23 protein-coding genes are annotated in these 23,214 nt (G+C 71.1%); 11 read left to right on the forward strand and 12 right to left on the reverse strand.

Going from position 1 to position 23,214, the window contains the following annotated elements; translation table 11 throughout:
* Nucleotides 1-133: 133 nt before the first annotated feature.
* Nucleotides 134-1,756 (reverse strand): chromosomal replication initiator protein DnaA, encoded by a 1,623-nt coding sequence (gene dnaA, locus ABJI51_RS27235; RefSeq protein ID WP_348952488.1) that lies wholly within the window; start codon nt 1,754-1,756, stop codon nt 134-136.
* A gap of 587 nt (nt 1,757-2,343) precedes the next feature.
* Here dnaA and rpmH point away from each other — a divergent pair.
* The 9 genes from rpmH to ABJI51_RS27280 all read left to right on the forward strand — a co-directional run bounded on the left by rpmH (nt 2,344) and on the right by ABJI51_RS27280 (nt 8,244).
* Nucleotides 2,344-2,487, forward strand: a complete 144-nt coding sequence (rpmH, locus tag ABJI51_RS27240; RefSeq protein ID WP_043787046.1) for a 50S ribosomal protein L34 — start codon at nt 2,344-2,346, stop codon at nt 2,485-2,487.
* Nucleotides 2,488-2,509: 22 nt separating this feature from the next.
* Nucleotides 2,510-2,941: a ribonuclease P protein component gene (rnpA, locus tag ABJI51_RS27245; RefSeq protein WP_348952487.1), complete on the forward strand. Its 432-nt coding sequence runs from the start codon at nt 2,510-2,512 to the stop codon at nt 2,939-2,941.
* A 5-nt stretch (nt 2,942-2,946) separates the two neighbouring features.
* Nucleotides 2,947-3,264 (forward strand): membrane protein insertion efficiency factor YidD, encoded by a 318-nt coding sequence (gene yidD / locus ABJI51_RS27250; RefSeq protein ID WP_348953034.1) that lies wholly within the window; start codon nt 2,947-2,949, stop codon nt 3,262-3,264.
* A 5-nt stretch (nt 3,265-3,269) separates the two neighbouring features.
* A complete protein-coding gene (yidC, locus tag ABJI51_RS27255) occupies nt 3,270-4,343 on the forward strand; it encodes a membrane protein insertase YidC (RefSeq protein WP_348952486.1) in 1,074 nt (357 codons plus the stop codon).
* Between the two features lie 30 nt (nt 4,344-4,373).
* Nucleotides 4,374-4,937: a Jag family protein gene (locus tag ABJI51_RS27260; protein WP_348952485.1), complete on the forward strand. Its 564-nt coding sequence runs from the start codon at nt 4,374-4,376 to the stop codon at nt 4,935-4,937.
* Between the two features lie 133 nt (nt 4,938-5,070).
* Nucleotides 5,071-5,568 (forward strand): DUF6886 family protein, encoded by a 498-nt coding sequence (locus tag ABJI51_RS27265; protein ID WP_348952484.1) that lies wholly within the window; start codon nt 5,071-5,073, stop codon nt 5,566-5,568.
* 5 nt (nt 5,569-5,573) lie between these two features.
* On the forward strand, nt 5,574-6,245 hold the full coding sequence (rsmG, locus tag ABJI51_RS27270; protein WP_348952483.1) for a 16S rRNA (guanine(527)-N(7))-methyltransferase RsmG: 672 nt from the start codon (nt 5,574-5,576) through the stop codon (nt 6,243-6,245).
* A 77-nt stretch (nt 6,246-6,322) separates the two neighbouring features.
* Nucleotides 6,323-7,249 (forward strand): ParA family protein, encoded by a 927-nt coding sequence (locus ABJI51_RS27275; RefSeq protein ID WP_431605641.1) that lies wholly within the window; start codon nt 6,323-6,325, stop codon nt 7,247-7,249.
* Nucleotides 7,246-8,244, forward strand: coding sequence for a ParB/RepB/Spo0J family partition protein (locus ABJI51_RS27280; protein ID WP_348952481.1), 999 nt, complete (start codon nt 7,246-7,248; stop codon nt 8,242-8,244). The genes ABJI51_RS27275 and ABJI51_RS27280 overlap by 4 nt, the downstream gene beginning before the upstream one ends.
* A gap of 122 nt (nt 8,245-8,366) precedes the next feature.
* On the opposite strand, the gene ABJI51_RS27285 is transcribed toward ABJI51_RS27280, so the two are convergent.
* Both ABJI51_RS27285 and ABJI51_RS27290 read right to left on the reverse strand, forming a co-directional pair.
* Entirely contained in the window at nt 8,367-9,311 is a 945-nt protein-coding gene (locus tag ABJI51_RS27285) for a D-alanine--D-alanine ligase family protein (RefSeq protein ID WP_348952480.1), read from the reverse strand.
* 28 nt (nt 9,312-9,339) lie between these two features.
* On the reverse strand, nt 9,340-10,659 hold the full coding sequence (locus tag ABJI51_RS27290; protein ID WP_348952479.1) for an aminotransferase-like domain-containing protein: 1,320 nt from the start codon (nt 10,657-10,659) through the stop codon (nt 9,340-9,342).
* Nucleotides 10,660-10,847: 188 nt separating this feature from the next.
* Between ABJI51_RS27290 and ABJI51_RS27295 the strand changes: the two genes are divergently transcribed.
* Nucleotides 10,848-11,492, forward strand: coding sequence for a GNAT family N-acetyltransferase (locus ABJI51_RS27295; protein WP_348952478.1), 645 nt, complete (start codon nt 10,848-10,850; stop codon nt 11,490-11,492).
* A 208-nt stretch (nt 11,493-11,700) separates the two neighbouring features.
* Here the strand turns inward: ABJI51_RS27295 and ABJI51_RS27300 are convergent, their stop codons facing one another.
* The 7 genes from ABJI51_RS27300 to murJ form a co-directional block, all read right to left on the reverse strand.
* Nucleotides 11,701-12,849, reverse strand: coding sequence for an N-acetylmuramoyl-L-alanine amidase (locus tag ABJI51_RS27300; protein ID WP_348952477.1), 1,149 nt, complete (start codon nt 12,847-12,849; stop codon nt 11,701-11,703).
* A 281-nt stretch (nt 12,850-13,130) separates the two neighbouring features.
* Entirely contained in the window at nt 13,131-13,454 is a 324-nt protein-coding gene (gene trxA, locus ABJI51_RS27305; protein ID WP_093945794.1) for a thioredoxin, read from the reverse strand.
* Between the two features lie 33 nt (nt 13,455-13,487).
* Nucleotides 13,488-14,480: a thioredoxin-disulfide reductase gene (trxB, locus tag ABJI51_RS27310; RefSeq protein WP_348952476.1), complete on the reverse strand. Its 993-nt coding sequence runs from the start codon at nt 14,478-14,480 to the stop codon at nt 13,488-13,490.
* A gap of 79 nt (nt 14,481-14,559) precedes the next feature.
* On the reverse strand, nt 14,560-15,339 hold the full coding sequence (locus ABJI51_RS27315) for a hypothetical protein (RefSeq protein WP_348952475.1): 780 nt from the start codon (nt 15,337-15,339) through the stop codon (nt 14,560-14,562).
* Nucleotides 15,336-15,959: an RNA polymerase sigma factor SigM gene (sigM, locus tag ABJI51_RS27320; RefSeq protein ID WP_348952474.1), complete on the reverse strand. Its 624-nt coding sequence runs from the start codon at nt 15,957-15,959 to the stop codon at nt 15,336-15,338. The genes ABJI51_RS27315 and sigM overlap by 4 nt, the downstream gene beginning before the upstream one ends.
* A 31-nt stretch (nt 15,960-15,990) precedes the next feature.
* The gene (locus tag ABJI51_RS27325) at nt 15,991-17,583 is read right to left on the reverse strand and encodes a protein kinase family protein (RefSeq protein WP_431605640.1); all 1,593 of its coding nucleotides are present in this window, start codon (nt 17,581-17,583) and stop codon (nt 15,991-15,993) included.
* Between the two features lie 79 nt (nt 17,584-17,662).
* On the reverse strand, nt 17,663-19,468 hold the full coding sequence (murJ, locus tag ABJI51_RS27330; protein ID WP_431605646.1) for a murein biosynthesis integral membrane protein MurJ: 1,806 nt from the start codon (nt 19,466-19,468) through the stop codon (nt 17,663-17,665).
* 126 nt (nt 19,469-19,594) lie between these two features.
* Here murJ and ABJI51_RS27335 point away from each other — a divergent pair, with 126 nt between their 5' ends.
* On the forward strand, nt 19,595-20,377 hold the full coding sequence (locus tag ABJI51_RS27335; RefSeq protein WP_348952471.1) for a hypothetical protein: 783 nt from the start codon (nt 19,595-19,597) through the stop codon (nt 20,375-20,377).
* A gap of 123 nt (nt 20,378-20,500) precedes the next feature.
* Here ABJI51_RS27335 and ABJI51_RS27340 read toward each other — a convergent pair whose 3' ends face one another.
* Both ABJI51_RS27340 and ABJI51_RS27345 read right to left on the reverse strand, forming a co-directional pair.
* Nucleotides 20,501-22,651, reverse strand: coding sequence for a DUF6049 family protein (locus ABJI51_RS27340; RefSeq protein ID WP_348952470.1), 2,151 nt, complete (start codon nt 22,649-22,651; stop codon nt 20,501-20,503).
* Nucleotides 22,648-23,190: an NUDIX hydrolase gene (locus ABJI51_RS27345; RefSeq protein WP_348952469.1), complete on the reverse strand. Its 543-nt coding sequence runs from the start codon at nt 23,188-23,190 to the stop codon at nt 22,648-22,650. Before ABJI51_RS27345 ends, ABJI51_RS27340 begins: the two co-directional genes overlap by 4 nt.
* Nucleotides 23,191-23,214: the final 24 nt, after the last annotated feature.

A 23,214-nucleotide genomic window follows, 5' to 3' on the forward strand; every position in this document is an offset into this window, starting at 1 on the left:
CGCGACTTTGCGAAGCGCGCGTACGCGGCTTCGCGTGCTTCGCTGCTTCGCGGGCGTACACAGTCCAAAAACGACTTCGGGGCGTCCACTGTGTATGTGGACGCCCCGAAGTCGTTGGGAAATAAGGGATGTGCTACTGGCGGGCGCGCTGCTTGATGCGCGACGTCAGCTCCTGCACCTGGTCGTAGATGCGCCGGCGCTCGGCCATCTCCTTGCGGATCTTCTTGTCCGCGTGCATGACGGTCGTGTGGTCGCGGCCGCCGAACGTCTGCCCGATCTTCGGCAGCGACATGTCGGTCAGCTCCCGGCAGAGGTACATCGCGATCTGGCGGGCCGTGGCGAGCGCCTTCGTCTTGCCGGGGCCGCACAGGTCGTCCAGCGTCACGTCGAAGAACTCCGCCGTGACGCCCATGATGGTCGGCGCGGTGATCTCCGGCGCGTGCGAGTCCGGGATCAGGTCCCGCAGCACGATCTCGGCGAGGCCGACGTCGACCGGCTGCTGGTTCAGCGACGCGAACGCCGTGACGCGGATCAGCGCGCCCTCGAGTTCCCGGATGTTCGCCTCGACGCGCGAAGCAATGAACTCGAGGACCTCGCCCGGCACCGCCAGCCGGTCCTGCGCCGCCTTCTTCCGGAGGATCGCGATGCGCGTCTCCAGCTCCGGCGGCTGGATGTCGGTGATCAGGCCCCACTCGAACCGTGTCCGCAGCCGGTCCTCCAGCGTTTCGAGGCGCTTCGGCGGGCGGTCGGAGCTGACGACGATCTGCTTGTTCGCGTTGTGGAGGGTGTTGAAGGTGTGGAAGAACTCCTCCTGCGTCCCTTCCTTGCCCTCCAGGAACTGGATGTCGTCGACGAGCAGGATGTCGATGTCGCGGTAGCGGCGCTGGAAGGCGACCTTGCGGTCGTCGCGCAGCGAGTTGATGAAGTCGTTCGTGAACTCTTCGGTCGAGACGTACCGGACGCGCATGCCGGGGAACAGCCGTTGCGCGTAGTGGCCGACCGCGTGCAGCAGGTGCGTCTTGCCGAGCCCGGACTCGCCCCAGATGAAGAGCGGGTTGTACGCGCGGGCCGGTGCTTCGGCGACGGCGACCGCGGCCGCGTGCGCGAAGCGGTTGGACGCGCCGATGACGAACGTGTCGAAGGTGTACTTCTCGTTCAGCTTCGTCTTCGACGTCTGCGGCTGCGCGGGCGCGGTGTACGGCTGGCCGGCGATCGGCTGGCCGGAGAAGGTCGGCCAGATCTCGTGGACGGCGGCGAGCGCCTCGCCCTCTTCGTCCACTTCCTCGTCGGTGTCGTCGCCGTCGTCCGCCTTCGCCGCGACGGCCTGGTGCTGTGGCATCGGCGGCGGCATGGGCGGGGCGGGCTCGGGACGCGGCGGCGGCATCATCGGCGCGCCGTTGGACGGCAGCGGCGCGACGGGTTCGGGACTCGCGCCGTTTTCCACCCGGCCGGGTGACGGCGCATAGCGGGGCGCGGCCGCCGGGGCGACGGCTTCGGCGCTGTCGACCTTCACCGCGAGCGAGATGGCGCGGCCGAGCCGCCGGGAGAGCGCGTCGGTGATCGCGCCGCGCAGCCCGCGTTCGATCGCTTCCTTCGCGAAGTCGCTGGGGGCCGCCAGGAGAGCGGTGCCGTCGAGCAGGCCGATCGGGCGGGTCACGCGCATCCAGGCGCGCTGCTGGGGGGACAGGGTCCCGTCGGACAGTTCGCGTACCACCTGTTCCCAGATGACACCCAGATTGTGCTGGTGCTCCGACACCTGTCTGGCTCCCCTCCCCTCGTCGGCGTGGACGGCCGAGCCGGCCCCGGGACGCCCCGGTCACTCCACCCGGCGATCACAGGAGAACCTGCCCGCTCACTGGCACAGCGAATATCCACATAGTTGTCCACAGCTGTGCACTAATGTACGGCGACCCGCGGCGTCGCCACCTGCGGGCTCGTCGTACGCCGGTGGGCACTCCACCACCCGGATACTCGTGCACCTCGACCGGTGACCCGAGAGGGGCACGCTAACAAGCCCCGCTCGCGGCCACAAGACATCCTGGGCCGCAAGCATTTCACGGTGTACGGCGCGTTGCCATTCGGTGCCGCGGCGTCGACGGTGACCGGCCCGGCGAGCCGGTCGCGTACCGTGGCGGAGGGGGTGGTTACCGGCCGCCCGAGCGGGGTGCGTACCCTCGTAAGGTCTCCCGTATGCGACGGGTGCGTTTCGCGTGCCCACGTTGTCGTCGCTCGCCGTGACGAGGCCACACGTTGGTAGGAGACACCAGAGACTGCCGTGCGCCCGCACGACACGCCAGGCGGGGAGAACTTTCTTTCCGCCCGACGCGAGACACAGGAGAAGCAGTGAGCAAGGGTAAGCGCACCTTCCAGCCGAACAACCGCCGCCGCGCGAAGACCCACGGGTTCCGCCTGCGCATGCGCACCCGCGCCGGCCGGGCCATCCTGGCGGCCCGCCGTCGCAAGGGCCGCGCCGCGCTCTCCGCCTGATCGCCCGCGGTCGAGGCGCGCCGTGCTGCCGGCTGCCGCACGTCTGCGGCGGAGCGAGGACTTCCGCGTGGTTCTCCGTCGCGGGTCCCGGGCAGGCAGGCGCCGCCTCGTCGTCCACGCGCTCACCACGGACCCGTCCGGGGCCGCCGATCCGTCGGCGGCCAGGGCGGGTTTTGTGGTGAGCAAGGCCGTCGGGAACTCGGTGGTCCGCCACCGCGTCACCCGGCGGTTGCGTCATCTCGTTTCGGCAAGGCTCGGAACACTGCCCGCCGGCACTGCGTTGGTCGTACGGGCATTGCCGCCGTCGTCGACCGCGTCCAGCGCCGAGCTCGGAGCCGATCTCGACGCCGCGCTGCGTCGGCTGGGGCTTCTGTCGTCGCGCCGTCCGGCCGGGGATGTCCCCCGCCCGACGCGTCCCGCGGACGCGACCCCCGACCACGGATCAGCGGTGTGACCGGCATGCAAGCCACCCCCGAGCAGGACCACGACCACGACGTCGAGCCCCCGCGGCCCGGTCCCGTCGCCTGGGTCCTGCTGCTCCCCGTCAAGCTCTACCGCAAGGCGATCTCGCCCTTCCTCCCGCCGGCTTGCCGGTTCTATCCGAGCTGCAGCGCGTACGCAGTCGAAGCCCTCACCCGGCACGGTGCCGGCCGCGGCTCCTACCTCGCGCTGCGCCGCCTGCTGCGCTGCGGCCCCTGGACGCCACCCGGCCGCGATCCCGTGCCCGAGACGTTCTCGTGGCGCCACCGCAGACCTGAAACACCGATCGAGGAGTAGCAGCAGTGCTCGATTTCATCTACTACCCCGTGTCCTTCATCCTCTGGTGTTGGCACAAGGTCTTCGGGCTGATCTTCGGGGAAGCCTCGGCGGTCTCCTGGATCCTCGGCATCATCTTCCTGACGTTCACCGTGCGCGGCATCATGTTCAAGCCGTTCGTGAACCAGGTCCGGTCGATGAAGAAGATGCAGGACTTCGCGCCGGAGATGAAGAAGATCCAGAAGAAGTACGCGAACGACCGGCAGCGCCAGGCGCAGGAGATGCAGAAGCTCCAGCGCGAGCACGGCGTCAACCCGCTGGGCAGCTGCCTGCCGATGCTGCTGCAGATCCCGGTGTTCATCGGCCTGAACTGGGTCCTCCGCGCGTTCACGAACAAGCCGCTCGAGCAGAAGAACGAGAACTACTTCTTCAGCAAGCACGACGTCGAGTCCTACGTCAACGCGAAGCTGTTCGGCGTCAACCTCGGCGACGCCATCCACAACAGCATCACCGCGATCGGCGGCACGGGCGCGTCCGGCTGGCACTGGAACGTGCTGCCGGTGGCGCTGCCGCTGATGATCGTCGCGTCGATCGCCACGCACCTCACCGCGCGGCACTCGGTGGCCCGGCAGAACGCCGCGTCGGCCACTCCGCAGACCGCGATCATGAACAAGCTGACGATGTACGTCTTCCCGCTCGGTGTGCTCGTCTTCGGTGCGCTGTTCCCGATCGGCCTGCTCTTCTACTGGCTGGCGAACAACGGCTGGACGCTGATGCAGCAGCGCCTCGTCTACACGAAGATCGACAAGGAAGAGGCGGCCCGCAAGGCGGAGGCCGCGGAGAAGCGCGCGTCGCTCGGCCCGAAGCCGGGCCAGAAGCCGGCCGCGCCGAAGGTCGGCCAGAAGCCGGTCCAGCAGAAGAAGAACCCGGCCACCCAGGGCGGCTCGGCGAAGAAGGTCACGAAGGCCGGTTCGCCGCACGGCTTCGCGCAGACCACCCCGGCCGACGCGAGCGGCCCGAACGGTTCGAAGGACAACGGCACGGGGGTGCCGGGCCTTCTCAAGGACTCGACCAGGAAGTCGGGCCGGAAGCGCCGCTGAGGCGCGACCGGTTCGGAGAGGAGACGAATGATGTCGGAGACGATCGACACGATCGACGCCGATCAGGACGACGTGACCCCGGCAGGCGAGACCGCCGACGCCGCCGAGCAGAAGGCGGGAGGTGCCGACGACGACATCCTCGTGCGGGAGGGCGACATCGCCGGTGACTACCTCGAGCGCCTGCTGGACCTGCTCGACTACGACGGTGACATCGACCTGGACGTGGAAGCCGGCCGCGCGATCGTGAGCATCGACGGCGGCGAGGACCTGGAGAAGCTGGTCGGTCCCCGCGGCACGGTGCTCGAAGCGCTGCAGGAGCTGACCCGCCTGGCGGTCCAGCAGGAGACGGGCTCGCGGAGCCGCCTGATGCTGGACATCGCGGGCTGGCGCGCGGACCGCCGCGAGGAGCTGAAGGAGCTCGGCCGCTCGACGGCGGAGTCGGTCCTGAAGAGCGGCGAGCGCGTGCGGCTGCAGCCGATGAGCCCGTTCGAGCGCAAGGTCGTCCACGACGCGGTGGCGGCGGTCGCCGGCGTGACGAGCGAGAGCGAGGGCGAGGACCCGAAGCGCCGTGTGGTGATCTTCCCGGAGTCCTGAGCTTCACGCACGCAGCGGCCCCACTTGACTCGGTCGGGTGGGGCCGCTTTCTTGTGGGCATGCGACCGCGGCCCGGTGAGGTCCTCGGGCGTAGCGGTCGGAGGCCCACGTCTGGGCGGTCGGCTCGGCCCGGATGCCGGACTACTGGTTCGCGCGCCAGTGCCCGCGGGCGCTGGCGTGGGTGACGCCGGAGACGTCCGAGGTGGACCGCGTGCTCCTGGGCACCCCGCGCATGCACGCGATCGAGTACAGCTGGCTCACAGCGATGCACACCGTCCGGCTGTCCGCGTACCGGTTCCCGGCGTCGTCGTTCCGCTCCTTCGGCGAACACGGTCATGCTGTTGTGGCGACGGAGCCGGTCGAGCCGCTGGGCGCGCCGGAGCCGGTCGGTGATCTGCTCACCCGCACGGGCAGGAACGGCGGCGAACAGCACGCTCGGCTTCAGCGGCATCCGGCTGCGGAACGCGCGGCCGCGCGAATTACACGCGTGATGTTTCACGTGGAACCATCCACGGCGGCGGTCGTCCGAGTGGAGTTGTCCACATCTGCGGACTGTCGGCTCGTTTTCTCTCCGTCATCGGGGACAATCGAGCGAGCACGGTTTCACGTGAAACCGGCGGATGAGGAGTAGACGGAGTGAGCTTGGAGCAGGCGGCGGCGCGAGTGTTCGGTGAGCACGTCGACCAAGCGGCCGGGTACGTCGAACTCCTGGAGCGTCACGGCGTCGAGCGCGGGTTGATCGGGCCGCGGGAAGTCGAGCGGCTGTGGGAGCGGCACGTCCTCAACTCGGCCGTCATCGGGGAGCAGATGCCGGAAGGTGCCCGCGTCGTCGATGTCGGGTCGGGGGCGGGGCTTCCGGGTGTACCGCTGGCGATCGCGCGGCCGGACCTCGATATCGTCTTGCTCGAACCGATGGCCCGCCGGGTGGACTGGCTGGCCGAGGTGGCCGAGAAGCTGGAACTCCCGATCACCATCGTCCGTGGACGCGCGGAGGAGCGGCCTGTGCGTGAGCAGCTCGGTGGCGCCGACATCGTCACCGCTCGCGCGGTCGCCCCGCTCGCCCGGCTCGCGGACTGGTGCCTGCCGTTGGTCCGTCCCGACGGCTTCCTGGTCGCCCTCAAGGGCGCCAGCGCGGCGGACGAGATCGAGCGGGACGGCGCCGCCATCCGCAAGGCAGGCGGGGCCGATCCGCTCATCGTCGAGTGTGGTGCCGCGGTCCTGGAGGTCCCCAGCACGGTTGTGAAGATCCGTCGCCTGCCGTCGAAGACGGTGCCGGGCAAGCCGAAGGCACGGAGCAGGAAGCGCTAGCGGGTCGCGATGTTCCACGTGAAACAAAGCGACTCGACCACCGACCAGACGTCTACATGGAGGAGGTGTCGAGACCGGTGAATCCCCCGCCGTCCGACTCCACGGAGACCACCCCCGACGTGGGCTGGACCCCGATCGCCGAAGAAGCCGCCCGCGCCGCGCGTCTGCTGCACCCCAAGGAGGGGGAACTCCCCCGCCCCGGCCGCCGCCGCGTGCTGACCGTCGCCAACCAGAAGGGCGGCGTCGGCAAGACCACCAGCACGGTCAACCTCGCCGCCGCGCTCGCGCTCCACGGGCTCAAGACGCTCGTCGTCGACCTCGACCCGCAGGGCAACGCCAGCACCGCGCTCGACGTCGACCACCGCTCCGGGACGCCGTCCATCTACGAGGTCCTCATCGGCGAGGTGACGCTCGCGGACGCCGCCCAGCCGACCGAGCAGTCGCCCAACCTCTTCTGCGTCCCGGCGACGATCGACCTCGCCGGTGCCGAGATCGAACTCGTCTCGATGGCCTCGCGCGAGTCCCGGCTCAAGGAGGCGATCTCCTCGGAGATCCTCAACGAGATCGGCGTCGACTACGTCTTCATCGACTGCCCGCCGTCGCTCGGCCTCCTCACGGTCAACGCGATGGTCGCCGCGCAGGAGGTGCTCATCCCCATCCAGTGCGAGTACTACGCGCTCGAAGGTCTCGGGCAGCTGCTGAGCAACATCGAGCTCGTGCAGCAGCACCTCAACCGCGAACTCCACGTCTCGACGATCCTCCTCACCATGTACGACGGCCGCACCAAGCTGGCCGACCAGGTGACGAACGAGGTCCGCAACCACTTCGGCGACACCGTCCTCAAGACCGTCATCCCGCGCAGCGTGAAGGTGTCCGAGGCGCCCGGGTACGGCCAGACCGTGCTCGCCTACGATCCCGGTTCGCGGGGCGCGATGAGCTACGTCGACGCGGCCAAGGAGATCGCCGAGCGCGGCGCACAGCTGGAGAGGGGTAGTACGCCATGACCGAGCGTCGAGGAGGGCTGGGGCGCGGCCTCGCCGCGTTGATCCCGACCGGACCCGCCGGTGGCGGTCCCCTGCCCGCGCCCGGCGACGCGGCGGCCGACAAGAAGGCGGCCGACGACAAGGGCTGGTTCGCGGCCAACGGCGCGGCGAAGTCGCACAGCGGCGAGGTCGCCGGCGCCGTCTACCGCGAGATCCCGGTCAGCTCGATCAAGCCCAACCCGAAGCAGCCGCGCCAGGTCTTCGACGAGGACGCGCTCGCCGAACTCGAGCACTCGATCCGCGAGTTCGGGCTCATGCAGCCCATCGTGGTCCGCGAACTCGGCAACGACGAGTACGAGCTCGTCATGGGCGAGCGGCGGCTGCGGGCGTCGCAGCAGGCGGAGCTCGAAGCGATCCCGGCGATCGTCCGGCAGACCGCCGACGAGTCCATGCTGCGCGACGCGCTCCTGGAGAACATCCACCGCGTCCAGCTGAATCCGCTCGAAGAGGCGGCGGCCTACCAGCAGCTGCTCGACGAGTTCGCCGTCACCCACGAGGAACTGGCGAGCCGCATCGGCCGCAGCCGCCCGGTCATCACCAACACGATCCGGCTCCTCAAGCTCCCCCTGCCGGTGCAGCGCCGGGTCGCCGCGGGCGTCCTGTCCGCCGGGCACGCGCGCGCGTTGCTGTCGCTGGAGGACGCCGAGAGCCAGGAGGAGCTGGCCGCCCGCATCGTCGCGGAAGGCATGTCGGTCCGGGCGACCGAGGAAGCCGTCACGCTCAAGAAGAGCGAGAAGCCGGCCAAGCCGAAGCCCGCTCCCCGCAAGCCGATCCAGGCACCCGGGTTGCAGGAACTCGCGAACCGGCTTTCGGACACGTTCGACACCCGCGTGAAGGTCGATCTCGGCCGCCGCAAGGGCCGGATCGTCCTCGAGTTCGGCTCGGTCGACGACCTCGAGCGGATCGTGTCGATCATCGACGCGAACACGGCAAATCGGACACAGGAATCCGATTAGGGATCACCCCAGGGTGTTTCGTCACGGTGATGATTGCGCATCGGAGCCGCCGGACACACAGATGGTGATCATGCGAAAAGGCCGCCACGGAAGCTCCGAGGCGGCCTTTCGACTGGGAAGAGTCAGCGGGAAATCGCGCGCGCGATCAGGTCGGCGAACACGGTGCCGAGCGAGCGGCCCGCCGCTTCGATCGCCATCGGGACCGTCGACGTCTCGGTGAGCCCCGGCGACGGGTTCACTTCGAGGAAGTACACCGTGCCGTCCGCCGTCACGACCGCGTCGGTGCGGGAGATGTCCCGCAGCCCGAGGACGCGGTGGACCGCGACGGCCAGCTCGGCCACCGCCTTGGCCGCGTTGTCGTCGAGCCGGGCCGGGGTGAAGAAGTCCGTCAGGCCGGCCGTGTAGCGGGCCGTGTAGTCGTACACGCCGCTCTCCGGGACGATCTCGACCGCCGGGAGGGCCTCGGGCCCGTCCTCGCCCTCGACGACCGTCACGGCCACCTCGACGCCGTCCACGAACCGCTCGGCCAGCACCGTGTCGCCGTAGGCGAAGCAGCCGACCATCGCCGCCGGCAGTTCGCTCGCCTCGCGGACCACCTGGGTGCCCAGCGCCGAGCCACCCTGGTCGGGCTTGAGGATCAGCGGGAGGCCGAGGCGCTCCACCATCGCGTCGAGCACCGCCTGGGCGCCCAGCTCGCGGAACGTGCTGTGCGGCAGGACGACCCAGCCCGGCGTCGAGAAGCCGGCGTTCTGCAGCAGCGCCTTCGCGGTCGGCTTGTCCCACGCGCGGCGGCAGCCCTGCGAGCCGGTGCCGACGAACGGCACGTCCAGCATCTCCAGCACGGTCTGCACCGAGCCGTTCTCGCCCTCGCCGCCGTGCAGCGCGACGACCACCGCGTCCGGGCGCTGCGTGCGCAGCCGCTCCAGCAGGCCCGCGTCGGTGTCCCACTCCTCGATGCCGAAGCCTTCGGACTTCAGCGCCGCGGACAGCCGCCGCCCCGACCTCAGCGAGACGTCACGTTCGTGCGAGAGACCGCCGGCGAGCACGGCAACGGTACGGTCGACCACCGTGGAAACTCCTTAGGGGAAAGAAGAACTAGACCGTGTCCGGGGACGGCGTCTGCGGCCCCTGGATCTGGCGCGCGCTCACGTTACCGAAGGTGCGGGCGAGGTCCATCTCGGACTCCAGCACGGCCGCCAGCCGCCGGACGCCCTCGCGGATCCGCTCCGGCGTCGGGTAGCAGTAGGACAGCCGCATCTGGCGGCTGCCGAAACCGTCGGCGTAGAAACCCGTTCCGGACGCGTACGCCACGCGGGCGGTCACCGCGCGCGGCAGCATCGCCTTCGTGTCGACGCCCTCCGGCACCGTCACCCAGACGTAGAAGCCGCCGTCCGGCTTGGTCCACGAGCAGCCGGGGGGCAGGTACTGGTCGAGCGCGGACAGGATCGCGTCGCGCCGGTCGCGGTAGTTCTCGCGGAACTTCTTGATCTGGCCCTTCCAGTCGTGGGTGGCCAGGTAGCGCGACACGATCAGCTGGTTGAACGTCGGCGGGCACAGCGTCGCCGACTCCGCGGCCAGGACGAGCTTCTCGCGCACCGCGTGCGGCGCCAGCACCCAGCCGACGCGCAGGCCGGAGGCGAACGTCTTGGAGAACGAGCCGAGGTACACGACGTTGTCCGGGTCGGTCGACCGCAGCGCCGGGTACGTCTGGCCGTCGAAGCCGAGCAACCCGTACGGGTTGTCTTCGACGACCAGGACGCCGTGCTCGCGGCAGATCTCGAGGATCTCCGCGCGGCGCTCGACGGCCAGCGTGACGCCGGCCGGGTTGTGGAAGTTCGGGATCGTGTAGAGGAACTTGACCCGGCGGCCGGCCTTCTCGGTCCGGTCGAGCGCTTCGCGCAGCAGCTCCGGCACCAGGCCGTTGTCGTCCATCGCCACGTGCACGACCTGCGCCTGGTACGCGGCGAACGAGCCCAGCGCGCCGACGTAGGAGGGCCCTTCGGCGATCACCACGTCACCCGGGTCGCAGAACAGCCGCGTGACCATGTCCAGGCCCATCTGGGAGCCGACGGTCACCACGACGTCGTCCGGGTGCGCCTTGATGCCCTCCAGCGCCATGATTTCGCAGATCTGCTCGCGCAGCACGGGGACGCCGTGCGCCGAGCCGTACTGCAGGGCCACCAGGCCGTCTTCGGCGATGATCTCCGCGACCTGCGCCGACAGCGTGTCGAGCGGGAGCGCCGCCAGGTTCGGCATGCCGCCGGCGAGCGAAACCACCTCCGGCCGGCTGGCCACCGCGAACAGCGCCCGGATCTCGGAGGCGGTCATCCCCGCGGTGCGCGCGGCGTACCGCTCGAGGTGCGGGTCGAGATTCTGGCGGCCGCTGTGCGGCTTGCTGGGGCGGTTTTCGGTCATCGACGATCACCCAGTGCTCGGTTGACAGATTCCTTCGAGTGTAACCGTGCACCCATCGGGACCCCCTGGCCTTCCGGTGCTTGTCACATCGGCCTATCCTCGACCGTGGCTCCCGTGTTCGTGCTGCGGTTTCGCGCGGCTTGACGACCGGGCGGCCGGTCGGGAGCAGCAGGTCAGGGAGGTCACGGGTGTCGCGTCGCGTCGTGGGCGTCACACTGGACAACCTCGAACATCTGCCCAAGAGCTGTCGCCGGTGCGTGTACTGGGAGCTCGCCCCGCACCTGAAGAACCAGGCCGAGGAGTTCGGCGCGACCGAGGTCGAGAAGGAAGCCTGGGTGTCGAGCGTGCTGCTCGAGTGGGGTTCCTGCGGCCGCATCGTCTACAGCGACACGCTGCCGGTCGGGTTCGTGCTCTACGCCCCGCCGAACGCCGTCCCGCGCGCGCTGGCCTTCCCGACGTCGCCGCCGAGCGCCGACGCCGTCCTGCTGACCGCGTTCCAGGTGCTGCCCGAGTTCCGCGGTGGCGGGCTCGGCCGGATGCTGGTGCAGGCCGTCGCCAAGGACCTCACCAAACGCGGGGTGCGCGCGATCGAGGCGTTCGGCGACGCCCGGCCCGACGAGCCGGACCCCGACGGCGGGCACAGCTGCGTGCTGCCCGCGGCGTTCCTGCAGAGCGTCGGGTTCAAGACCGTCCGCCCGCACCAGAAGTGGCCGCGGCTGCGGCTGGAGCTGCGCTCGGCGATCACCTGGAAGGAAGACGTCGAGGCGGCGCTGGAGCGGCTGCTCGGCCAGGTGACGATCACCACGGCCGAGCCGAGCCTCGGCCGCGCCTGACCCTCTCCGCAAACGTTTGCGACCTGTGTTCCGGCACGCCGGACACAGGTGTGCACAACTGTGGAAGAAGTGCCGAGTTATCCACAGAGCGCTGATAGGAGCGGTGGAAAACCTGTGGATGACTGCCCGCAAACCTGGGGACGCGGCGATCGCGTCCCCAGGGATGGTGGGTCAGGTGAAGGTGAGCCGCTAGGGGTTGTGGTCGGCCCTATTCGGCCTTCGCGAGCTCGTGCGCGAGGACGTCGGCGAACGTGAACGTGCCCGTCGGCTGGTCGCCCTCGCCGAGCAGGTACAGGCGCTTGACGGCGATCAGGATGCCCTCGGCGACGATGTCGCGGAACGCCGGGTCGGCGAGCTTGCGGGCGTCGTCCGGGTTTGTCAGGTAGCCGATCTCGACCCGGACCGCGGGGCAGCGGGTGCGGGTGAAGATCTCCCACGTCTTGTAGTGCGTGCGGCAGTCCAGCATGCCCGTGCGGGCCGCGACCTCGCGCTGGATGAAGCCGGCCAGCAGCTCACCGACCGTCGACGTCGTGCCGTTGCCGGTGCCGAAGTGGAAGCTCGCGATGCCCTGGGCCCGCGGCGAGCGGTTGCCGTCGCTGTGCAGGGACAGGAACAGGTCCGCCCCCGCGTCGTTGGCGAACTTCGCGCGCTCCAGCTCGGTCGGGCTGTGGTTCGGGCCGCGGGAGATCAGGGCCTCCATGCCGGTGGCCTTCATCCGGCCTTCGAGGCGGCGCGCGAGGTCCCACGCGATGTCGGCCTCACGCAGCCCGCCGGCGACCACGCCGAGGTCGTCGCCGCCGTGGCCGGGGTCGATCACGATGCGCTTGCCCCGCAGCCGCGGCCCCGCCTGGCGCACCTGCTCCTGCTCGCGCAGGAAGACGGGACGGCCGCCGCGGGCCCGCGGCGAGGACAGGCGGTGCAGCTCGCGGATGGTCGCCGGGCCGCACACGCCGTCCGGCGTCAGGCGCATGTCGCGCTGGAACGTCTTGAGGGCGCGCTCGGTCTGCGGGCCGAAGTAACCGTCGGGGCGGCCGGCGTCGAAGCCGAGCTCGGTGAGCCGCTCCTGGAGCGTGAAGACGTCGTCGCCGTGCACCGGCGAGGAGATCAGGTAGGACAGCGGGCGGCTGCCCAGGTGGTAGCTGGCGCCCTTGAGCGCCTGGAACGTGGCCGGACCCACGACGCCGTCGGTGATCAGCCCACGGCGCTGCTGGAAGGCACGGACGGCGTGCTCGACGGCGACGTCGAACGTGCCGTAGTCGTCGGTACCGGTGACCGGCGGGAGCAGGTCCATCCCGGCCAGGATGGACCTGATCTCGGCGACGTCCGGACCGGCGTCACCGCGGCGGAGTACCCGCATGCACTCCTCGCTCTTCCTAAGGCACCGATTCGGGGGTTCGGTGCGTGGCAGGACTTCGGGAAAACCTTCGCTGGGCGAGCCCAGGTCCTCTATTGTGCCCTGCCAACTCTCGGTGACAGCGCAGGCCCGGTTGGTCAGTCAAGGACCCGTTGGTGGAGTACCCACGGTGGCTGTCGTCACGCTCGATTCACCCACGCGGGGCAGAATCGCCCGAACGAGCAAAGAACCCGGGGCCCACGGGAGGATTCCCGCAGGCCCCGGGTTCGTCAGGCTCGATCGGCTCAGAGGACGTCGGCGAGGTCCGACAGCAGCGCGGCCTTCGGCTTGGCGCCGACGATCTGCTTCACCGGCTTGCCACCCTGGAACAGGATCAGGGTCGGGATGGACATCACCTGGTAGTCACGCGGCGTGTTCGGGTTCTCGTCGATGTCGATCTTGGCGATCGTCAGCTTGTCCCCCTTCTCCGCCGCGATCTCCTCGAGCACCGGGGCGACCATCTTGCACGGGCCGCACCAGGTGGCCCAGAAGTCGACGAGAACCGGCTTCTCGCTGGTCAGGACCTCGTCGACGAACGTCGCGTCGGTCACCTTCACGGTGTTGGACATGGTTTCTCCTTCAGGTGGTTGTACGCCGGAAAGTCAGTTGGTGCCCGCGCCGTAGCCGCCGCCGACCAGCTCGGCCGCTTCGTGCGCCTCGGACTCGCCGTGCTCGGCCAGCCATCGTTCCGCGTCGATCGCCGCGCTGCACCCGGAACCCGCGGCGGTGATCGCCTGCCGGTAGGTGCGGTCGACCAGGTCGCCCGCCGCGAAGACGCCGTCGAGGTTCGTGTACGACGTCTTGCCCTTGGTGATGACGTAGCCGTCCTCGTCCAGGTCGACCTGCCCCTTCACCAGCTGGCTGCGCGGGTCGTGGCCGATCGCCACGAAGAAGCCGGACACGTCCAGGGTCGACTCGGAGCCGTCCTTGGTGTCCTTCAGCCGCAGGCCCTCGACCTTGCCGTCGCCGAGCACCTCGGTGATCTGCGAGTTCAGCTGCCACTTGATCTTCTCGTTGGCGCGGGCGCGCTCGAGCATGATCTTCGAGGCGCGGAACTCGTCGCGCCGGTGGACGATCGTGACGGACTTCGCGAACTTCGTCAGGAAGGTCGCCTCCTCCATCGCCGAGTCGCCACCGCCGGCGACCACGATGTCGTGGTCGCGGAAGAAGAAGCCGTCACAGGTCGCACAGGCCGACACACCGCGGCCGAGCAGCTCCTGCTCGCCCGGCACGTTCAGGTACCGCGCCGCCGCACCCATGGCGAGGATCACCGCGCGGGCGGCGTAGCGCTTGCCGTTCGCGTGGACGTACTTGACGTCCCCGGTCAGCTCCAGCGACTCGACGTCCTCCGCACGCAGCTCGGCGCCGAAGCGCTCGGCCTGCTTGCGCATCTCCTCCATCAGGTCCGGACCCATGATCCCGTCGCGGAACCCGGGGAAGTTCTCGACCTCGGTCGTCGTCATCAGCGCGCCGCCGAACTGCGTGCCCTCGAACACCAGCGGTTCAAGCTGGGCCCGCGCCGCGTAGACGGCAGCGGTGTATCCGGCAGGACCCGACCCGACGATGATCAGGTTCCTGATTTCCTCGGCAGCCACCCGTGACCTCCGCTCGTAGTGACCCGTGTACCAGGCTCAACACGATCGTAGGTGGCCATGTTCCCGCTCGTGACAGCCGCTACTTCTCCCCGACGACCTTGTCGAACAACACAGCAGGGTTGCCTGGTCCGCAGTCCGCGCCGAAGGCCACCAGCCGGAACTGGGCGAGCTTGCCGGTGGTCAGGATGATCATCACCCCGGCCTTGCCGCCGACGTTCACCGGGCGGATGCCCTCCGGCCGCACCTTCGGGTCCAGTCCGGCGGCCGCGATGCATGCGTCCAGGCGGTCCTCGTTCTGCAGCGGGCCGAAGTCGCGGACGCCGATCGCCTTGCCGACCAGGGCCTGCGCGCCGCTGCCGTCGCTGCCGACGGTCGGGCCCGAAGGCGCCGGCGCGGCGACGTTCGGGGTGCCGCTCTGCTGGGAGGTGTCCGGGATCGCGACCGTCACCGCGACGACCGCCGCCGCGGCCGCGGTCAGGACGCCGGCGGCCCAGCCGAGCCGCTTGTTCCGGCGGCGCCGGGCCGCCGCGAGGTCCACCACCGGGGCGTCCGGTGGTGCCGCAGCGGCCTGTTGCGCGGCCGGAAAGCGGGCCGCTGCTTCGGCGGCCAGCGCCGCGTCCAGCCGGGCCGCGTACTCGGCGGGCATCGGCGGGGCGGGCACGTCGGCGAGCGAGGCCAGGTCGGCCTGCGTCGCGTCCAGGGCGTCCAGGATCGCCCTGGCCTCCGGATCGGCGTTGACCAGCGGCCACAGCTCGGCCGCCTGCGCGTCGTCCAGGACGCCGGCGTGGAGGTCGGCGAGCACGTCGACAGACCAGGGCGGACCGACGGTCCCCCCGATCCCCCGGCTTTCGTCCGTCATCGTCCCTCCCCGTTACCCGGCAGGCGCCCGGTGCGTTTGCTTTCGTGAGTTGGGACGTTCGCAATCGCATCGGGGTTCCGCAGGTGCCCGAGAACCTTCGCGAGTTTTCCGCGGCCCCGCGCGCACCGGCTCTTCACCGTGCCTTCGGCGATGCCGAGCAGCTTCGCCGTCTCCGCGACGGAGTATCCCTCGACGTCGACCAGCACGATCGGGGCACGCTGCTCCTCGGGCAGCTGGTCGAGCGCCTCGCGCACGAGCAGGCTGGTCTCCCGCTCGGCCATCGAGTCGCGCGGGGTCGCCGGCTCGTTGAAGCCCGTCTCCGGCAGCGGCACGGTCGGGCGCGCCTGGCGGCGGCGGATCCGGTCGAGGCAGGCGTTCACCACGATCCGGTGCAGCCACGTCGTGACCTGCGACTCCGCTCTGAAGTTCCCGGCCGCGCGGAACGCCGAGATGAACGCGTCCTGCAACGCGTCGGCGGCCTCCTCCGGGTCGCGGACCGTGCGCAGGGCCACCGCCCACATCCGGTCGCGATGGCGCTGGACGAGTTCGCTGAACGCATGAGGGTCCCCCGCGGCGTGAGCCGCTATCAGATCCGCATCCGTGGGAGCTGCAGCTGTCACCCGGCAGAGCCTACTGACCCTGTCGGGTGCGTCACCCCGCAGGCAGGAAGGACAGGTCACCGATTTCGGTCATGTACTGCCCGTCCGCCTCGCTCAGCTGGGTGATCCAGATGATGAAGTACTCACCCTGCGTCGGCTGGGCCAGCGGGATCGTCGTCTCGCCGTTCGTCAGGTCGCCGTTGCCGACCACCTTCGTGTCGGCCAGGTCCGGGTTCTTCTCGGTGGCCGAGCGGATCTCCACCTTCGTGCCCGCCGTGCCGCCGACGACCTTCACCTGGCTGAGCGTGATCGGGTCCGGGAAGGTGACGACCAGCCCGACGCCCGGCTTGATGGTCGGGAACTGCTGCCGGTACTTCTCGGTCCGCCAGACCGTGCCCGGGTTCCCGTCGATCGCGTACTTCGCCCGCCCGGTGTTGTCGCCCTTGCCCTCGGGGTTGTAGACGGCCACCGACTGCGGGGCCACCGGGGCACCCACGGCAGGCGACGACGGCGGCGGCGCGGCCGGCGACGAAGGCGGCGCCGAACTGGCGGCCTGGCTCGACGCCGGCGGCGCGGCGACGTTGATGGTCGGCCCGCTCGCCTTGGAGTCGCCCTGGACGACGTTGATCAGCATCAGCCCGCCCCAGGCGAGGATGACGACGGTGGCGACCACCAGCACGGTGACGCCCAGCGCGAGCTTGCGCCGCCGGGCGACGTCCTTGACCGGCTTCTTCGTCGTCCAGACCGCGCCGTCGGGCTCCGCGGGGTCGCCGCCGACGGCCTTGATCAGCTGGGTGCGCTCCTCCGCCTCGGCCACCTGGTCGAGCACGCGGAGGATGGCCGCGCTGGTGCGGATGCCGCCGTTGCCGCCGTCCTCGATCGTGCGCACGGCCAGCGACGACAGGTCGGCCGGGACGCTCGGCACCAGCTGGCGCGGCGGGACGATCCGGCCCTGCGGTGTCGTCGGCGCGGCCGGGATCGCGGGCGGGCCGCCGGGCAGCGCCCAGCGGCCGGTCAGCAGCAGGTACAGGACCGCGCCGAGCGCCTTGACGTCGTCACGCAGCGTCGCCTCCGGCAGCGGGCCGGGGAACGCGAGCTTGAGCGCGCCGTTCGGGGTCAGCCGCAGGCGCTGGGGGTGGTCGAGGCCGAGCACGAGCCCGTTCTGGTGCGCCTGCTCGACGGCTTCGGCCAGCGCCTGCACCATCCGCGCGGCCGCGGCGGGGGCCACCGGCCGCTGCGCGACGAGGTCGACCAGGTCGCTGCCCTTGGTCCACTCCGCGACGACGACGCCGAGCAGTCCCTCACTGGACGTCACGCCGCTGCCGAGGCTGAGGACGTCGAGCACGCGGGCGACGCCGCCGTGGCCGAACTTCGACGCGTGCGTCGCGCGTTCGAGGGTGCGGCGGGCCAGGCGCGCGGCTTCCGGGTCGGCCGGGTCGCCGACCAGCAGGGTCAGGGCGACGTCCCGCTTCAGCTGCCCGTCGCGGGCGCGCCAGAGGTGCGCGTCGCCCCGCTCGTCGACGCCGAACTGCGCGAGGAGGCGGTAGCGGCCGTCGCCGACCACGCGCCCGGGGGCCAGCGATCCGACCTGGGCCTTGCCCACGTGGTTCGCACCCCCCGCCTGTTCGCTCCGCCTCGTGTCCACCCGCACTCTCCCGTTAGCTCCCCGCACCGAGGGTACCCAGAATACGACGCGGGAGTCGTCGCCTTCCGTACCGGAATCGTTACCCGCGCTTGATCAACCGGGTGAACCTGGACGTGGCCGGCTTCAGCTCTTCCACCTTCAGCGCCATGAGCACGCCGAACGAGACGACGATCCCGACCACGCTCTGCAGGAGAAGCTTCGCCCATGCCCCCAAAGTCGGCCCGAACGAGTCCGGCACGATCTTGCCCGCCACCCACGCGGCCCCGACCCCGAGGACGCTCGCGACGACCGTGAAGAGAATCACGCCGATCACCCGCTTGCTCCGCAGGTTGCCCAGCGTCACCCAGAGCCACACCTGGCCGAGGATCGCGCCGACCACGAACGTCAGCGCGTTGACCATCATGACGCCGAGCACGACGTTGTCCGGCGCCAGCAGCACCGGGCACAGGTACAGCAGCGGCACCTTGACCAGCGTCATCACGATCATGATCAGCGTCGGCGTCCGCGCGTCCTTCATCGCGTAGAACACGCGCATCTGCAGCATCACCAGCGCGTACGGCAGCAGCGCGAACGCCGAGATGGCCAGCGCGTCGCCGAGCCGCTCGGCCGTCTCGATCGTGCCCTTGCCGAAGGTGAACAGCGCGATCCCGATCGAGCCGCCGACCACGGTCATCACCGCGGAGATCGGGACGAGCATCACCGTCGAGATCCGGGACGCGTACGACAGGTCGCCGATCAGCTTCTTGTGGTCGCCGTCGGCGGCCGCGCGGCTCATCCGCGGCATGATCGCCGTCAGCAGCGAGACGCCGATGACGCCGTACGGCAGCTGGAAGAGCAGCCAGGCGTTGCTGTACGCGGTCACGCCACCGGGCGAGCCGCTGGTCAGCACGCGCGTGTTGATCGTGTAGCCGATCTGGGACACCGCGACGTAGCCGAGGATCCACAGCGCGAGGCCGCCGAACTCCTTCATCTGCTTGTCGATGCCCCAGCGCCACTTGAACCGGAAGCCCGACCGCAGCAGCGGCGGCACCAGCAGCAGCGCCTGGGCGACGATGCCACCGCTGACGCCGATGCCCAGCGTCAGCACCTTCGGGTCGGTGATCGACACGTTCTGGGTGTCGATGTCCCCCGGCATGATCCAGACGACCAGGATCGTGAAGATGACGACCAGGTTGTTGATCACCGGCGCCCACGCGGTCGGCCCGAAGATCTGCTTGGCGTTGAGCACCGCCGAGAGCAGCGCGAACACGCCGTAGAAGAAGATCTCCGGCAGCAGCAGGTAGGCGAACGCCGTGGTCAGCGCCGGGCTCGCCTTGCCGGACGAGTCGACATAGAGACTCGTGAACGCCGGCGCGGCGATCACCGCCACCACCGTGCCGACCAGCAGCAGCGTGAACGCCACCGTGATGAGCCGCTGCGTGTAGGCCGTCCCGCCGTCGGGGTCGTCCTGCGAGCGGACCAGCAGCGGCACCACCACGCTGGCGAGGACGCCACCCATCAGCAGCTCGAAGATGATGTTCGGCATCGTGTTGGCGACGTTGAACGAGTCGTTCGCGATGCCCTGGCCGATCGCGCCGACCAGCAGCAGCTTCCACAGGAAGCCGGTGATCCGGCTGATCAGCGACGCGATCGCCATCCGCCCGGACGCCTTCGCCAGCGACGGCGCCTTGGCCGGGGCCTCGGTGACCTCCCCGTCGGGGCGCGGCTTGACCAGCGGCCCCTTGAGCGCCGGCATGACCTGGGTGGCCAGCGCGTCGTACGGCCGCATGACATCCGGGTCGGCGACCGGCCACCGCGAGTTCATCGGCACACCGGCGGTCCGCGGGATGAAGCGGGTGGCTTCGGGATCCGGCGGCCGCTGAGCCTCCTCCTGCCACGGCCGGATCGGCGCCGGGCGGCGCGCGCCCCGGCCGCGAGGAGGCACGGGAGTGCCGGGCGGCGGAGTACCGGGGGGTGCGGGCGTGCCCGGCGGCGGGGTCACCGGCGGGCTGGGCTGCGGGAGCCGCCCCGTGTGCGGAACCGGGCCCGGCTGCGGGCCGCCCTGCGGCGGCAGCGGCTGCGGGCCACTGGGCGGCGGCACGGGTGGCACGGGCTGGACGCGGGTGGGTGCCGGACCACCGGCGGCGCGCGGCGGCTGCCCGCCCCGAGGCGGGGGCTGCTGCGGCGGAAGACCGGGCGGCGGGACGCGACCCGGCGGCCGTTCCTCGCGGAGAGCGCGGTCGTCGCGGGGCCGGTCGCCATGGGGGGCACGGTCGTCGTGCGGAGCCCGGTCGTCGCGGGGCCAGTCGCGTGGCCGGTCGCCACGGGCACGGTCGTCCCGGGGGCGCTCGTCGTGCGGGACCCGGTCGTCGCGGGGCCGGTCGCTTCGGAGGGCGCGGTCGTCGCGGGGCCGCTCGTCGTGCGGCCAGTCGCCTCGGGGCGCGCGGTCGTCGCGCGGTGGCACGTCGTCCCGCGCCGGGCGATCGCCACGGGGAGCCCGACCGTCGCGGGGCGGGGCGTCGTCCCGTGCGGGGCGCGGGCCTCGGGCAGGAGCGTCATCCCGCGAACGGCGCTGGCGGTCGTCCGCGGGTGGGCGGACCGGGCGCTGGTCGCGGACCGTCGCGTCGTCCGGGGGCGGCATCTGGCGCGGGTGGCCGTTGCGGGGTGGCTGGCGGCGGCCGCGCTCCGGGGGGACCGGGGGTGGCTGCTGCTGCGGGGGCGGCTGGCGGCGGACCGGCTGCGCGGCTCGCCCGTCACCCCGTTTCGGGGGCGGGGCGCCTTCGCGCCGAGGACGACTCGCACGCTCGGGTGGTAAGCCCGGCTCTCTCTCCAACGCGTGCCCAATCCTCGGTGCTCGTTCCGGTGCCGCGGCCCGGTGCCGCGCACGTGCGGACCAAGGGTAATCGCGAACCGCCCGGAACACCCGAAGGCCGGGAGATCAGTCCACGACGTCGCGGCCCGCGCGGGCCTCCTGCAGCCGCCGGTAGATGCGCCGCGAGGCGAGCAGAAGAAGCGCCACACCTGCGGCGACGGTCGCGATGATGGTGATCGCGCCGTACTCGGTGGACGTCAGCTCGAAGCGGGCGGATGACCCGAGCGGGGTACCGGCTGGGGTGCTCAAGGACACATCGACGCTGAACCGGCCCGCCCGCAGCGCCTCCACCGGCAGGAGGTAGTTCTTGCCGCCGCTGGCGGGCAGGAACCAGTCCTTCGCCTCCTCCGGGCGCAGGCCCGTGTTGTTGTTCAGGACGAACCGGGCGTTGATGCCGACCGGGAGGTCGTTGCTCACGTACACCGGCAGCGGCGAGTTGCCGGACGCCAGCGCGATCGTCTGCTTCGGCTGCGAAACGGTCACCCGCCCGCTGATCGCCGCCAGCTCCGCTTGGGCGTTCGTGGTCGCCGCGTCCGCGGGCAGGCCCCGCCACGCCGTCGACGCGCCCCGCAGCTCCGCCAGCCGGACCGGCTCGACGACGGTGTCCGGCTTCACCCGCTTGGTCGGGTCGAGCTGCATGGCCGAGGCCAGGTCGGTGGCCTGGTCGTCGACGCCGGACAGCGTCGCGACGACGTTCTCGTCGATGCCCGCCGGGTCCTGGCCGCCGTCGTCGACCACGGTGGGGCCCGCCGGGTCGGCGGCCAGCAGCGCCGGCAGCCCGGTCGGGGTGACCAGGCCCGTGCTCAGGAAGGTGCCGACCTGGCTCAGGTACGTGGTCAGCTCGGCGGGCGAGGCGTCCCAGCGCCGCGGCGGCGCCACCAGGAGGTGGTCCGGCCGCTGCTGCCCGGCCGTCTGGCCGAGCCCGGCGCGGAAGGCCAGCGCGCCGAGACCGTTCTGGCCGGCGACCGCCCGCTCGGTCGAGGCGGGCACCGTGACCGAGTCCGGCACGGTCGGGACGCCGGTCAGCGCCGCCGAGATCAGCGAGTCGGTCGGCTGGAGGCGGACGCTGCTGCCCTGCACGGTGACGCCGCCGCCGGCCGCCGCCGGCGCGATCTTGCCCGCGTCGGTGACGACGGTGCGGACGCCGGCGTCGGCGAGTGCCGCCAGCACCGTTGCGCTCGGTGCGCCGTCCGGCCACAGCACGCCCGTCTGCGGGGTCACGCCTGCCAGCTGCTGGATGACCGCGCCGCCGGTGACCGCCCGGGTGAGCAGGCCCTGGTCGCCGGGGTGGACGCGGGTGAGCGCGTCGAGATCGGCGTCGGCGAACGGCAGCGCCACCACGCACCGGCCGCCGACCAGGGAACGCAGCGAAGCCAGCCACGTCTTCGCCGCCTCGGCGCCCTTGCCGTCGATGTTCCCCGCGTCGGTGTGGACGAGGTAGCCGCGGCTCATCGCGTCGACCGTGGCGAGCAGGTCCGGGTCGAGCGCGAAGCACATCGACCTGGCGAGGTCGGAGTTGCTCCGCACGGCCGACGCGGCCGCGGTGACCAGCGCGTTCAGCCGTCCGTCGCCGCTGATCTCGGCAGCCATCCGGTCGTCGGCCAGCACCAGCGGGCTGCCGTACGGCGCGGCGTAGACGTGCGGGACGTTGCTGGTCAGCGGCCACAGCAGGGTCATGCTCGGCGCGCCGCCGCGGCTGGTGGACTGCTTGCCGGGCGGGGTCAGCACCGGCATCAGCATGCTCACCGCGCCGAGCCGGGCGGGCCCGCCGAACTCCGGCGTGCCGTTGACGTTCACCAGCAGCGGGTAGACGCCGGGGCGGGCGAACCGGTCCGCGCGGGGGCCGGTCAGGTTCACCGTCACGTTCAGCGGCGCGCTCTGCCCTGGCGCGAGCGCGTCCGCGATCGAGGTGAACTCGGTCAGCGGAGTGTCCTTGACGACCGCGCCGGACAGGACGTCGTTGATCCCGCGTTCGCTCGTCGCGCGGTCGCCGACCTGCAGCCGCACCTGCGGCCGGGTGACCTTGCGGTCGCCGATGTTGGTCACCGTGCCCGCGACGGTCAGCGTCGTCGTCGCGCCGGTGATCACCCGCGGCGCGAGTTCCGCCAGGTCGACGCGCAGGCGGGCACCCGCTTCGGCGTGGGCGGCCGGGGCGCCGGTGAGGGCGGGGACGCCCAGGAAGAGGACGGAAAGGAAGGCTGCGGCGAACCGCTTCACTCGGGGGCTCCCTCGGGGGCGTGCTCGTCTCGTCCGTGGACGTCCGGGCGCGCGAAAAGTTCCTTGGCCTTCCGGACGAGCTTGCGCTCGTCGGAGTAGGCGAGTTTGGTCTCCAGCTCGGCCAGCGGGATCCAGGCCACCTCGGTGACCTCGACGTCTTCGTCGGACAGCTCACCGCCGAACGCTTCGAGCACGAAGTGGTGCACGGTCTTGTGGATGCGCCGCTTCTCGGCCACGAACCAGTAGTCGATGGTGCCCAGCGGCTGCAGCACGCGCGCGGAGATGCCGGTCTCCTCCTTCACCTCGCGCACGGCCGTCTGTTCCACCGTCTCACCGTCCTCGATGTGGCCCTTGGGCAGCGACCACAGCAGTCTGCCGTGCCGGTCGAGCCGGCCGATCAGCACCGCCTGTTCGCGCTCGGCGTCCACCACGAGGCCGCCGGCCGACGTCTCGTCGACCGTGGTCAGGCGCCTGCCGCGCTGCCGCCTGCGCCGCCTGCGCGGCTTCGAGGCGCCGGGGCGGCCGGCTGATCCAGACATGCTGCGATGCTAGAGCAAACGGTT

The sequence above is a fragment of the Amycolatopsis melonis genome, from assembly GCF_040064235.1.
In the GTDB taxonomy this organism is placed as follows: domain Bacteria; phylum Actinomycetota; class Actinomycetes; order Mycobacteriales; family Pseudonocardiaceae; genus Amycolatopsis; species Amycolatopsis melonis.

Coding starts and splice junctions, on each gene's coding strand:
- ABJI51_RS27280 (WP_348952481.1), top strand. CDS start 7,246: ATGACCGAGCGTCGAGGAGGGCTGGGGCGCGGCCTCGCCGCGTTGATC.
- trxA (WP_093945794.1), bottom strand. CDS start 13,454: ATGTCCAACACCGTGAAGGTGACCGACGCGACGTTCGTCGACGAGGTC.
- ABJI51_RS27290 (WP_348952479.1), bottom strand. CDS start 10,659: ATGACCGAAAACCGCCCCAGCAAGCCGCACAGCGGCCGCCAGAATCTC.
- yidD (WP_348953034.1), top strand. CDS start 2,947: ATGCAAGCCACCCCCGAGCAGGACCACGACCACGACGTCGAGCCCCCG.
- ABJI51_RS27300 (WP_348952477.1), bottom strand. CDS start 12,849: ATGCGGGTACTCCGCCGCGGTGACGCCGGTCCGGACGTCGCCGAGATC.
- ABJI51_RS27315 (WP_348952475.1), bottom strand. CDS start 15,339: ATGACGGACGAAAGCCGGGGGATCGGGGGGACCGTCGGTCCGCCCTGG.
- ABJI51_RS27265 (WP_348952484.1), top strand. CDS start 5,071: ATGCCGGACTACTGGTTCGCGCGCCAGTGCCCGCGGGCGCTGGCGTGG.
- ABJI51_RS27345 (WP_348952469.1), bottom strand. CDS start 23,190: ATGTCTGGATCAGCCGGCCGCCCCGGCGCCTCGAAGCCGCGCAGGCGG.
- ABJI51_RS27260 (WP_348952485.1), top strand. CDS start 4,374: ATGTCGGAGACGATCGACACGATCGACGCCGATCAGGACGACGTGACC.